This is a genomic window from Miniimonas arenae, from assembly GCF_006351005.1.
Taxonomy (GTDB): domain Bacteria; phylum Actinomycetota; class Actinomycetes; order Actinomycetales; family Beutenbergiaceae; genus Miniimonas; species Miniimonas arenae.
Genome location: NZ_VENP01000075.1, coordinates 1 through 11568 on the forward strand (window position 1 = coordinate 1; position 11568 = coordinate 11568).

Genomic DNA, 11568 nt, shown 5'->3' on the forward strand with positions numbered 1-11568 from the left:
AGTGGAGGCCAAGAACAGTCCAAGTATCTACGTGAAGAGCGTTCTTCGCCCTCTGTTCGAAGCCGGGCGCGGCTCAAGTGGGTCATCTAGGGATTCAGATGGTCAACTCGGCTATCTGTCGACACCTGCCCGGGGGCGCTCGCCGTCGTGCGCCCCGGCCGGGCCCACCGCTGGACCCGACCCCGCCCGAGCCGGGCGCGCCCTACCAGGGCGGGCTCGCCGTCGTGCGCGGATGGGCGAAGAAGTTTCGGAGATGTTCTCGACCGAAGTCTCTATCGCGGCGCTCGGAGCGGCTGACAGACTCCCCGAAACCGATTTACGGGCAAGGAGGCCTCGTGACAGGAATCGACTACATCGCCGTCCAGGAGTCGGCCGAGTTCCAGGAGCTGCGCAGCAAGCACCGGCGCTTCGTGTTCCCGGTGACGGCGGCCGCGTTCGGATGGTTCATCCTCTACGTGCTGCTCGCGTCGTACGCGCGGGACGTCATGGCGACCCAGGTCTTCGGGCACGTCAACATCGGCCTGCTGCTGGGGCTGTCGCAGTTCGTCACGACGTTCGGCATCACCGCCTGGTACGTCCACTACGCGAACAAGGAACTCGACCCGCGCGCCGCGCACCTGCGCGCTGAGCTCGAGGGCTTGGAGGGTGGCGGGACGGCGGCTGAGGGCGGCCGAAGCCCCGGCGGCGGCGCCGGCGGCGGAACCCGAGGCCTCGGTGACGACGCCCCCGAGCCCGACGCCGTGGGAGGTGTTCGATGAACGACGAGCTCGCCGCGCAGAACAACCCCGTGCTCAACATCGTCATCTTCCTGCTCTTCGTGGCGGTGACGATGGTGATCGTGTTCCGGGCCAGCCGGAACAACTCCTCCGCCGCGGACTACTACGCGGGCGGGCGCTCGTTCTCCGGACCGCAGAACGGCACCGCGATCGCGGGCGACTACCTGTCCGCGGCGAGCTTCCTCGGCATCTGCGGCGCCATCGCGGTCAACGGCTACGACGGCTTCCTGTACTCGCTCGGCTTCCTCGTCGCGTGGATCGTGGCGCTGCTGCTCGTGGCCGAGCTCATGCGCAACACCGCGAAGTTCACGATGGCCGACGTGCTCAGCTTCCGGCTGCGCCAGCGACCCGTCCGGATGGCGGCCGCGCTGTCCACGCTCGCCGTCTCGTTCTTCTACCTGCTGGCTCAGATGGCCGGCGCGGGCGGCCTGGTGTCGCTGCTGCTCGGCGTCGACGCCAAGCTCGGGCAGTCCATCGTGATCGCGGTGGTCGGCGCGCTCATGATCGTCTACGTCCTCATCGGCGGGATGAAGGGCACCACCTGGGTGCAGATCATCAAGGCGATCCTGCTCATCATCGGCGCGTTCATCATGACCGTGTGGGTGCTGGGCAAGTTCGGGTTCGACTTCTCCGCGATGCTCGAGGCGGGCGTGGAGTCCGCGGGTGGCGACATCAGCATCCTCGCGCCCGGCAAGCAGTACGGCGCGAACCCGGTCGACTTCATCTCGCTCGGCCTCGCGCTCGTGCTCGGCACCGCCGGCCTGCCGCACGTGCTCATGCGCTTCTACACCGTCCCGACGGCGAAGGAGGCGCGCAAGTCCGTCGTCTGGGCGATCGCGCTCATCGGGATCTTCTACCTGTTCACGCTCGTGCTCGGGTTCGGGGCGCTCGCGCTCGTCGGACCGGAGACGATCCTTGCCTCGCCGGGCGGCGTGAACTCGGCGGCGCCGCTGCTCGCGCTCCAGCTCGGCGGGTCGCTGCTCATGGGCATCATCTCGGCGGTCGCGTTCGCGACGATCCTCGCGGTGGTCGCCGGCCTCACGATCACCGCGGCCGCGTCGTTCGCGCACGACATCTACGGTTCGGTCATCAAGAAGGGCAAGGCCGACCCGGCCGCCGAGGTGCGCGTGGGGCGGTACACGGTGATCGGGATCGGAGCCGTCGCGATCCTCGGCGGCATCGGGGCGCAGGGGCAGAACGTGGCGTTCCTCGTGGCGCTCGCGTTCGCCGTCGCGGCGTCGGCGAACCTGCCGACGATCCTGTACTCGCTGTTCTGGAAGGGGTTCACCACGCGCGGCGCGGTGGGCGGCATGTACACCGGGCTGATCAGCGCGCTCGTGCTCATCTTCTTCTCGCCCGTGTTCTCCGGGAAGGAGACGTCGGTGTTCGGCGCCGGCGTGGACTTCCACTGGTTCCCGCTGAACAACCCGGGCATCGTCTCGATCCCGCTCGGGTTCCTCGCCGGATGGCTGTTCTCGGTGCTCGACAAGCGGTCGGAGGACCCCGAGCTCGCCGCCGAGATGGAGGTGCGCTCGCTCACCGGGCACGGGGCCGAGAAGGCGGTCGCGCACTAGGGCGGCTTCAAGGACGCGACGGCCCGCCAGCGTGCGCCGGGGTGCTCGAGGATCGCTCTCGGGCACCCCGGCGCCTGCCCGAGGATCGCTATCGGGCACCCCGGCGCATGCTCGCGTCCGCCCGCTCCCACCGCGCGGTCCGTGTTCCTCGGGGGCCGGCGCGCACGTGCGGACGACTCGTGCACATCTGCGGACGGGTTGACCCGACGGTCGGCGTGTCGCGGCAGACACGCCGTCGGTCCTCACCCCGTGCCGCCAGCCGTCCGCAGCTGTGCGCGGGCGTCCGCAGGTGTGTGCGCGGGCGTCCGCAGGTGCGCGCGAGCCGGCGCTCGCGGTCGACCACCCAGACGCGAGGCCGGGCCCAGCGGCCCGAGCGGGTTAGCGTGAGCGGCATGGACCTCCTCGAGATCCGCGACGGCGCCCTGCACCCCACCACCGCCGAGACCCCGACCCCCGGCCCCGGCGAGGTCCTGCTCGAGGTCGCCGCGGCCGGGGTCAACCGCGCCGACCTGATGCAGGTCGCCGGCCACTACCCGCCCCCGCCCGGAGCACCCCGCCACCCCGGGCTCGAGGTCGCGGGCCGGGTGCTCGCCGTCGGGGACGGCGTGACCGACGTGCGCGACGGCGACCGCGTCGCCGCCCTCCTCGCCGGCGGCGGCTACGCGAGCCACGTGCTCGCGCCGGCCGAGCAGCTCCTGCCGACCCCCGATGCGCTCACCGACCCCGAGGCCGCGAGCCTGCCCGAGGCGCTCGCGACGGTCTGGTCGAACCTCGTCGGCGTCGGCGACCGGCCGGTCGGCGGCCTGCGCGCGGGCGAGAGCGTGCTCGTCGTCGGCGGCTCGGGCGGCATCGGCGTCACCGCGGTCCAGGTCGCCCGCGTGCTCGGCGCGCGCGTGCTCGCGACGGCCGGCGGCCCGGAGAAGGCGCGTGTCGTGGCCGACCTGGGCGCCGACGTCGTGCTCGACCACCGCGCCCTCGACCCGGCCGCCGTCACCGACGCGGTCCTGGCCGCGACCGACGGGCGCGGGGTCGACGTCGTGCTCGACGTCCTCGGCGGCGGCGCGCTCGCGGAGAACGTGCGCCGCCTCGCACCCGGCGGCCGCCTCGTGGTGATCGGCACGCAGCAGGGCCGCCGCGGCGAGCTCGACCTGCTCACCCTCATGCAGCGCCGCGCGAGCGTGCACGGCACCACCCTGCGCGCGCGTCCCGCCGCGGAGAAGGCCACGATCGTGCACGACGTCGTCACGCACCTCGGTCCGCACGTCGCCTCGGGCCGCATCCGGCCCGTGCTGCACGCCGTCCTTGCCCTGGCGGACGCGCCGCGCGCCCACGCGATGCTGCGCGACGGCGAGGCGGTCGGCAAGGTCGTGCTCGTCCCGGGCGCACCGAGCGGCTGGACCGCGGCGCGATGACGCTCGCGCGCGACCTCGTCCTGTCCCCCTTCGGCGGCGACGCCCGCGCGATCCTCGACGCCGCGGTCCGCGCCGAGGACGACGGATACGACGGCGTGTGGACCTTCGACCACGTCAGCTCGCTCGCGGCGCTGCGCGACCCGGGCGCGGGCGCGTCGCGCGACCCGTTCGCGCTGCTGGGCGCGATCGCCGCGCGCACCGAGCGGGTCCGGCTCGGCGTCCTCGTCGCCAACGTGCACAACCGCCACCCCGCGCAGCTGGCGCTCGCCGTCGACACGCTCGCCTCGCTTGCGCCTGGCCGCGTCGTGTGCGGGATCGGCGCGGGCGCGGGGCCCGGCTCGCCGTTCGCGCGCGAGGACGCGGCGCTGGGCCGGGTGCCGCAGCCCGCGGCGGCGCGACGCGCACTGCTCGCCGAGCACGTCGCGGCGCTGCGGGCGATCTGGGCCGGGCGCGACGCCACGGGCTCTGTCGCGACGCACGGCCTGACCGGCGTCGTCACCCGACCGGCGCCGCCGATCGTGGTGGGCTCAGGCACGACGGCGACCCTCGCCCTCGCCGCCGACCTCGCCGACGGCGTCAACATCGTGAGCGGCCTCGGGCCTCGGCTCGCGGAGCAGGTCGCACTGGTCCGCGCGCGGGTGTCGGAGCGCGAGCACCCGCCCGGGGCGAGGCGAGCCCCGTTCGAGGTGAGCGTGTTCGTGTCCGATCGCTCGCCGTCGGACGTCCGCGAGGACGACGTGCCCGACGGCGTGGACCGGGTCACGGTGCTCGTCCGCCCCTGATGCGGGGGTGACGCCGCGTCACCTCGCGGGTACTCCTCGTGGGTCCGCCGTGCGGCGGTTTCAGCAACGACCACAATGACGAGTTCCCGCGTCGGCGTGAAGGTTCTGTGAAGGCACGACCTATGTCCCGTGCAGAAGCTTGCACAGAACGCAACGATTCACATGTCGGGCCCGGCGCACTCGGGCCTCACCCACACAAGGAGAACCCGAGATGACCGCTACCGCGTCACCCACGACCAGCACCCTCCCTGCCGAGCGGCAGGAAGACATCGTCACCACCGTGCTCGCCCGTCGCGTGCTGGCCTTCGGCCGCATCGTGATCGGCTTCCTCTTCTTCTGGCCGTTCCTCGACAAGCTGTTCGGTCTGGGCTACGCGACCGCCTCCGAGAATGCCTGGATCAACGGCGGCACGCCGGCCCAGGGCTTCCTCAAGGCCGCCACCGGTCAGTTCGGCGACCCCGCCACCACGCCGTTCGTCGGGTTCTTCAAGCTGTTCATCAACCCGTTCGGCGACGTCCTGTTCATGCTCGGCCTGTTCGGCATCGGCATCGCGATGCTCCTCGGCGCCGGCGTCCGCATCGCCGCCGTCACCGGCACGCTCCTCTTGATCTTCATGTATATGGCGGAGTGGCCCTTCTTCGTGGCCGGCAACACCAACCCGTTCGTGGACTCCCACTGGATCGAGGCCGTCGTCCTGCTCATCATGGGCGCCACCCTCGCCGGTGACACCTGGGGCCTGGGCAAGTGGTGGGGCGGCCTCGACGTCGTCAAGAAGAACAAGTGGCTGCGCTGATCTCCTGAGCGCGCCGCCGGTCGATGCGGGTACCACCCGCTCCGACCGGCACGGACCACGAAGGGCCTCGGGGCGATCCCCCGGGGCCCTTCGCCGTGTCTGGGTGCTGCGGGGGCTGCGTTGCCGGGTCGGGGCGACGCGCGGGCCGCGCCGGGCCGCGCGTCGGCCCAGCCGTGCCGCGCCGGCGGGCCGCTGCTTCCCAGCGCCACCGGAGCCACCGCCGGCGCCAGCGGTAGCGCCCCGCGCGGCGCTCCCCCCCGCTCAGCTGTCGAGCAGCCCGGCCTTCACAGCGCTCGCGAGGGCCGGCCACAGCGGCAGGCGCGGGATGAGCGACGCCTGGATCGCGTGGTAGATGTCGGGCTTGCCAGGCCAGACGGTGTCGGCGGGCGCGTTGTGCACGTCGAGCTCGTGCACCCACGAGCCGCTGCCGTCCAGCAGGTAGGTCTGCGCGTAGTCCCACCAGGTCTGGTACGCCTCGGCGTAGGAGACGTCACCCGTCGCCCGCCACAGCGCGGCGGCCGCCCCGATCGCCTCGGTGACGACCCAGTGCATCCGCTCGCGGACGACCGGCACCCCGTCGAAGTCGACCGTGTAGACGAAGCCGTCCTCGCCGTCGACCGCCCAGCCCTCGCGCACCCCCGCCTCGAAGAGCGCGACGGCGGGCTCGAGCAGCCAGGCGACGTCACCTTCGGGCGCGCCGTGGGCGAGCTCCGCGGCGCGCGCGTGCAGCGCGAGGCGCGCCCACTCGAACCAGTGCCCGACGGTCGCGCCGTACGGACGGAACGGGTGGGCGCGGTCGTCGGTGTTGTAGTCGGGCAGCGGCTCCCAGTCGGTGGAGAAGTGCTCCGGGATGCGCCAGGAGTAGTCGGCCGCGTAGCCGAGGACCCGGCGCAGGATGCGCAGCGCGCGCTCGCGCCAGACGTGCTCGCCGGTGGCGTCGGCGACCGCGAGGTAGGCCTCGACCGTGTGCATGTTGGCGTTGACGCCGCGGTAGGACTCGCACTCGGTCCACGCGGCGTCCCAGGACTCCACCGCCATGCCCTCGTCCTCGTTCCAGAACCGGGTGGTGTGCACCTCCTGCGCCTGCGCGAGCAGTTCGGCGGCGCCGGGCCGGCCGGCCAGCAGCGCCGACGAGGTGGCGAGGAGCACGAAGGCGTGCGCGTAGGCCTCCTTGATGCTCGCCGTCGGGCCGTCGGCGGTGACCTTGGAGTACCAGCCACCGTTCTCGACGTCGGCGAAGGTCTGCTGCAGCGCACCGAGGCCGTGGTCCACCAGGACCGCGCAGCCGGGCCGGCCGAGGAGCACGCCGAGGCTGTAGGAGTGGACCATCCGGCACGTGATCCAGAGCTCGGCCTCGCCGTCGGGGTCGCTGTCGCGGACCTCGCCGTCACCGTCGAGGTAGCCGAAGCCGGCGTCGATCGCGCTGCCCGAGGCGAAGGCGATGAGGTCGTCGGTGTGCTGCTCGAGCCAGCGCGCGTGCGCGGGGCTGCCGAGCCAGGTCAGGGGGGCGTCGATCGCGGCGCGCGTGGCCGCTGCGGTCCCGTCGGAGGTGGCGGGCGTAGGAAGCGCGGCTTGCGTGGCGTGGGAAACGGCGTCGTCGAGGCTCACGGCGTCCATCCTGGCACTGCGGGGCTGGCCGGGGGCGGCGTCGCACCGGTGGGACATGATGGGGCGATGACGCAGGAGCCGACCACCCCGTCGCACGAGCCCGACGACGCTGATCGCCCGGCCGCCGCCCCCGAGCCCACCGCGACCGAGCCCGCCCCGCACGAGACCGAGACGCTGCCCGGCCCCGCTGAGGGTGACGGCGAGCGCCGCGGCGTGCTCGATCAGGTCGAGGAGCCCGCGAAGGTCATGCGCCTGGGCACGATGATCAAGCAGCTGCTCGACGAGGTCCGCTCCGCGCCGCTGGACGAGGCGGCGCGCGACCGACTCGTGGCGGTGCACGAGGCGTCGGTCAAGGAGCTCGAGTCCGGACTGTCGGAGGACCTCGTGGCCGAGCTGCACCGCGTCACGCTGCCGTTCTCCCCCGACGACACCCCCACCGACGCCGAGCTGCGCATCGCGCACGCGCAGCTCGTCGGGTGGCTCGAAGGGCTGTTCCACGGGATCCAGACGGCGCTCGTGGCGCAGCAGGTCCAGGCGCAGCAGCAGGCCGGCGCGCCGCGCCAGCTGCCACCGGGCGTGCGGATCATCCCCGCGGGTGCGGTGGCGTCGGACGACGGCGAGGGCCGCCACCCCGCACCCGGCCAGTACCTCTAGCTCGGCCAAGCGCCACGACCATGCCCCGGCCGATGGTCAGCGCTGTGGCTGGGCCGCGGTGCCGGCGCCGCCGCAGCATGGCCGAGAATCGGCTTGATTCCGCCGTTTCTCGGCGCCTCGTCGGGCGCCGCGGCCAGGGTCCCGCGCGCTGCACAGCCACAGCGCTGTGGCTGTGCCGCGGTGCCGGCGACGCCGCAGCATGGTCGAGAATCGGCTTGATTCCGCCGTTTCTCCGCCCCTCACTGGGCGCCGCGGCCAGGGTCCCGCGCGCTGCACAGCCACAGCGCTGTGGCTGTGTACTCGCCGCGACTCCTCGATGGGCGCTGCGTCGTGTGCGCAAGAACTGGCGGAATCATGCGGTTGATCGTCCGGTTCGGAGGCTCCCGCCGCCGAGACGGGAGCCACAGCACTGACGAGCGCAGAACCCGACGTGGCTGAGTCGGTGCGGTGCCTGCTGGACCACGCACCACGCACCACGCAGCGCTACGGCAGGAGCGCCTGCAGCACGTCGACGAGGCCGTCCTCCTCGACGTGCCCCGTCACGGCGTCGGCCACCTCGATCGTCCCGGCGTCGGCGCTGCCCATCGCGACGCCCAGGCTCGCCCAGGTGAGCATCTCGCGGTCGTTCTGGCCGTCGCCGGCCGCGACGGTGCGCGACTCCTCGACCCCGAGCCGCTCGCGAATCCCCTCGAGCGCAGACGCCTTCGAGATCCCCTCGGGCGTGAGGTCGAGCCAGGCGGTCCAGCCGACGGCGTACGCCACGCCGTGCAGCCCGGACCGCTCGACGAGGTCGTGGAAGAGCCGCGACTCCTTGCCAGGCGCGCGCAGCGTCACGCGCGCGACGGGCTCGGCGAGCAGCTCCTCGACGTCCACGACCTGGGTCGGGGCGAGCAGCTCGCCCGCCGGGAAGGGCGCCGTGACGCGGAACCCGACGCCGACGTCCTCGACCGCCACGAGCACGCCCGGCTCCTCGGCGAGCAGCGCGCGGACGGCGGGTCCGGCGTCGAACGTCACGACCTGCACCACCTCGAACCCGCCGGGCAGGTCGGGGTCGAGCCGGATCGTCACCGCGCCGTTGGAGCAGACCGCCCAGCCCCGGGTGAGTCCGAGCCAGTGCGCCACGGGCACGACGGCGGGGATGCTGCGCCCGGTCGCGAGCACCACGTGCGTGCCCGCCTCGGCGTGCGCCGCGACGGCCTCGTGGACGCGCGGGCTGAGCGAGCCGTCGTGGCCGAGCACCGTGCCGTCGATGTCGAGGCAGACCAGCAGGTCCGGGCCCGCCACGAGGTCGCGCGCGCGCCCGGACGCCTCGGCGCGCGCGAACCAGCGGGAGAACGACGGCGTGGCGAGCCATCCGCCGTCGTGCGCCTTGAGCCCCGCGCCCATCAGGCGCGCAGCTCCTCGAGGCCGCCCAGGTAGCCCCGCAGGCCCTCGGGGACGGCGACCGACCCGTCCGGGCGCTGGTGGTTCTCGAGGATCGCGACGATCCAGCGCGTCGTGGCGAGCGTGCCGTTGAGCGTGGCGACCGGGCGGGTCGAGCCGTCCTCGAGCCGCTCGCGCACGCCGAGGCGGCGCGCCTGGAACGTGGTGCAGTTCGACGTCGACGTCATCTCGCGGTAGCGGCCCTGCGAGGGGATCCACGCCTCGCAGTCGAACTTGCGGGCTGCGGAGGAGCCGAGGTCGCCGGCCGCGGTGTCGATGACGCGGTAGGGCAGGCCGGCGAGCGTGAGCATCTCCTCCTGCCAGCCGAGCAGGCGCTGGTGCTCGACGGCGGCGTCCTCCTGGCGCACGTAGGAGAACATCTCGACCTTGTCGAACTGGTGCACGCGCACGATGCCGCGGTTGTCCTTGCCTGCGGCACCCGCTTCGCGGCGGTAGCACGAGGACCAGCCCGCGTAGCGCAGCGGGCCGCTCGACAGGTCGAGGATCTCCCCCGCGTGGTAGCCCGCGAGCGCCACCTCGCTGGTGCCGACGAGGTAGAGGTCGTCGGCCGGGACATAGTAGATCTCTTCCGCGTGGGCGCCGAGGAAGCCGGTGCCCGCCATGATCTCGGGCTTCACGAGGGTGGGTGTGAGCATCGGGGTGAAGCCGCGCGCGATCGCCATGTCCATCGCGGCGTTGAGCAGCGCGAGCTCCAGCCGCGCGCCGAACCCCACGAGGTAGTCGAACCGCGCGCCCGACACCTTGGCGCCGCGCGCCATGTCGATCGCGCCGAGCCCCTCGCCGATCTCGAGGTGGTCCTTGGGCTCGAAGCCCTCGGCGGCGAAGTCCCGGATCGTGCCCTCGTGGCGGAGCACGACGTAGTCGTCCTCGCCACCGACGGGTACACCCGGCAGCACGATGTTGGGGAGCTGGGCGAGGAGGGCGTCGAGCTCCTCGCGGGCCTCGCCGGCGGCCTGCTCGGCATCCTTCACCTGCTCCGACAGGCGCTTGGCCCGCGCGAGGACGTCGTGCCGCTCCTCGGGGGCGGCCTTGCCGACCGAGCGGGAGATCTGCTTCTGCTCGGCGCGCAGCGACTCGAAGGAGGTGAGCATCGCGCGCTGCCGCTCGTCCGCCGCGAGCACGCGGTCCACCAGGGTCTCGTCCGCGCCGCGGGCCCGCTGGCTCGCCCGGCCGACCTCGGGATCCTCGCGCAGCGCCTTGATGTCGATCACCCTCCGAGGGTATCCGGGCATCGGCGCCACCCGGCCACACGTCCCACGAGCGATCGGATTACCTGCGCTGCGCCTTCGCCCTCCTGCCACTCCAGGCCATGAGGATCACGGTGACGGCGCCTGCCGCGAAGCACGCCAGCCCGAGGCGCCATCCTCCCGTCGCGCCGATGACGAGGCTGAGCATCACCGTGACAGCCCAGGCTGCTCGAAGGTTGGGGCGGCGCATGTCAGACCGTCTTCAGGCAGGCGAGGGACGGCCCTGGCCACATCTGGGCCGGGAATCCGTAGGGGAACCCAACCTGCAACCATGGGGCTGACGTGGGACAGAGCCCTCCGCGGTCACTCAAGTACAGGCCGATACCAGCCGCAGCAGCTGATGCCGCCGCACATCCGAGACCGACGGTCTGTCCACAGAGATACGCTGCGGCAGCCACCGATCCCATCGTCCCGAAGTATCGCTGCTCCGTTCGCGTCAGTGACCAATAAATCCTCTTGCCAAGCGTCAACTTGGGGTCAGCAATCACTGGGTACGTCGTGCCGGGGTCGGTGATAATAACCTGAGTCAGCAGGTTACCCTCGACCAGATAGTACGTCTGCACCGGCGTTCCACTCGCGTCGAACGCCCAAGGGGCATCGATCTCACCATACTTCACGACCGAACCGCTTTGAGTCCGTTCTGTGATGCCCGTTCCTCCATCGCCCCGCAACACTAGATCGACGAAGTCAGAGAACTCGTACGAATAGCGGCTGGGTGCTCCCTCATTCTCACTAATGCTCTGCAGCCTCACGTCCCCTGCGGTGAGCACCTGCAGGGGCGGTGCTGGACGTCTCTCCCGAATAGACCACTGTGCCATCACTCGCAACGACCGGCGCATCCTGGTTCGCCTGGTTTGGCAGAGATACATCGAGAGTGCCGACGGTGGAACTCCTCAACTCGACGCTTCCGACGCCATCTTTCGGTGCCGTCACGACGACATCGTCGGAAACCGCAACGAGGCTACCTGCCTCTGGCGACGGTGGCACAGCGCTCCCACCTCGGGCGCTACCTCGGCAATCTGGGCAGCCACGGAATCCGCTACACCGGCCAAGTCGTCTGCATTTGCTCCTGCGGCGGAGCCGCCGACAATAAGCATCAGTACTGAGAGGGTTGCCGGCAGGGACTTCTGCAATCTCATGATGACGACATTCTGGGGCACGACGGCTGGTTTGCCATCCGTGAGGTCGACCTAGCCCGGATCGTTCATCGGGGGTTGGTCGTGTTCGGCGCGTAGGAGTACCGAAGTGCCCTCTGAGCAGGGAAGACTTGGACTTGTCG

10 protein-coding genes are annotated in these 11568 nt (G+C 71.9%); 6 read left to right on the forward strand and 4 right to left on the reverse strand.

Features of this window, described 5'->3' with window-relative positions; genetic code table 11:
• The first annotated feature begins 335 nt into the window (after positions 1–335).
• The 5 genes from FH969_RS15870 (at position 336) to FH969_RS13805 (ending at position 5337) form a co-directional block, all read left to right on the forward strand.
• On the forward strand, positions 336–758 hold the full coding sequence (locus tag FH969_RS15870; protein WP_342777039.1) for a DUF485 domain-containing protein: 423 nt from the start codon (positions 336–338) through the stop codon (positions 756–758).
• A complete protein-coding gene (locus tag FH969_RS13790) occupies positions 755–2350 on the forward strand; it encodes a solute symporter family protein (protein WP_139987716.1) in 1596 nt (531 codons plus the stop codon). The genes FH969_RS15870 and FH969_RS13790 overlap by 4 nt, the downstream gene beginning before the upstream one ends.
• Positions 2351–2742: 392 nt before the next feature.
• The gene (locus FH969_RS13795; RefSeq protein WP_139987718.1) at positions 2743–3762 is read left to right on the forward strand and encodes an NAD(P)H-quinone oxidoreductase; all 1020 of its coding nucleotides are present in this window, start codon (positions 2743–2745) and stop codon (positions 3760–3762) included.
• Entirely contained in the window at positions 3759–4544 is a 786-nt protein-coding gene (locus FH969_RS13800; RefSeq protein WP_139987720.1) for an LLM class flavin-dependent oxidoreductase, read from the forward strand. Before FH969_RS13795 ends, FH969_RS13800 begins: the two co-directional genes overlap by 4 nt.
• A 211-nt stretch (positions 4545–4755) precedes the next feature.
• Positions 4756–5337 (forward strand): DoxX family protein, encoded by a 582-nt coding sequence (locus FH969_RS13805; RefSeq protein WP_139987722.1) that lies wholly within the window; start codon positions 4756–4758, stop codon positions 5335–5337.
• A gap of 261 nt (positions 5338–5598) precedes the next feature.
• Here FH969_RS13805 and FH969_RS13810 read toward each other — a convergent pair whose 3' ends face one another.
• A complete protein-coding gene (locus FH969_RS13810) occupies positions 5599–6945 on the reverse strand; it encodes an AGE family epimerase/isomerase (RefSeq protein WP_342777040.1) in 1347 nt (448 codons plus the stop codon).
• A 66-nt stretch (positions 6946–7011) separates the two neighbouring features.
• Here FH969_RS13810 and FH969_RS13815 point away from each other — a divergent pair, with 66 nt between their 5' ends.
• Entirely contained in the window at positions 7012–7599 is a 588-nt protein-coding gene (locus tag FH969_RS13815; protein ID WP_139987725.1) for a proteasome activator, read from the forward strand.
• A gap of 483 nt (positions 7600–8082) precedes the next feature.
• On the opposite strand, the gene FH969_RS13820 is transcribed toward FH969_RS13815, so the two are convergent.
• The 3 genes from FH969_RS13820 to FH969_RS13830 form a co-directional block, all read right to left on the reverse strand.
• Positions 8083–8985 (reverse strand): HAD family hydrolase, encoded by a 903-nt coding sequence (locus FH969_RS13820; protein ID WP_139987727.1) that lies wholly within the window; start codon positions 8983–8985, stop codon positions 8083–8085.
• Positions 8985–10253: a serine--tRNA ligase gene (gene serS, locus FH969_RS13825; RefSeq protein WP_139987729.1), complete on the reverse strand. Its 1269-nt coding sequence runs from the start codon at positions 10251–10253 to the stop codon at positions 8985–8987. Before serS ends, FH969_RS13820 begins: the two co-directional genes overlap by 1 nt.
• A gap of 227 nt (positions 10254–10480) precedes the next feature.
• Positions 10481–11041: a hypothetical protein gene (locus FH969_RS13830; RefSeq protein WP_139987731.1), complete on the reverse strand. Its 561-nt coding sequence runs from the start codon at positions 11039–11041 to the stop codon at positions 10481–10483.
• Positions 11042–11568: the final 527 nt, after the last annotated feature.

What these genes read in the sequence shown, in the direction of transcription:
- FH969_RS13805 (WP_139987722.1), top strand. Translation starts at nt 4,756, where the DNA reads ATGACCGCTACCGCGTCACCCACGACCAGCACCCTCCCTGCCGAGCGG.
- FH969_RS13815 (WP_139987725.1), top strand. Translation starts at nt 7,012, where the DNA reads ATGACGCAGGAGCCGACCACCCCGTCGCACGAGCCCGACGACGCTGAT.
- FH969_RS13800 (WP_139987720.1), top strand. Translation starts at nt 3,759, where the DNA reads ATGACGCTCGCGCGCGACCTCGTCCTGTCCCCCTTCGGCGGCGACGCC.
- FH969_RS13820 (WP_139987727.1), bottom strand. Translation starts at nt 8,985, where the DNA reads ATGGGCGCGGGGCTCAAGGCGCACGACGGCGGATGGCTCGCCACGCCG.
- FH969_RS13795 (WP_139987718.1), top strand. Translation starts at nt 2,743, where the DNA reads ATGGACCTCCTCGAGATCCGCGACGGCGCCCTGCACCCCACCACCGCC.
- FH969_RS13790 (WP_139987716.1), top strand. Translation starts at nt 755, where the DNA reads ATGAACGACGAGCTCGCCGCGCAGAACAACCCCGTGCTCAACATCGTC.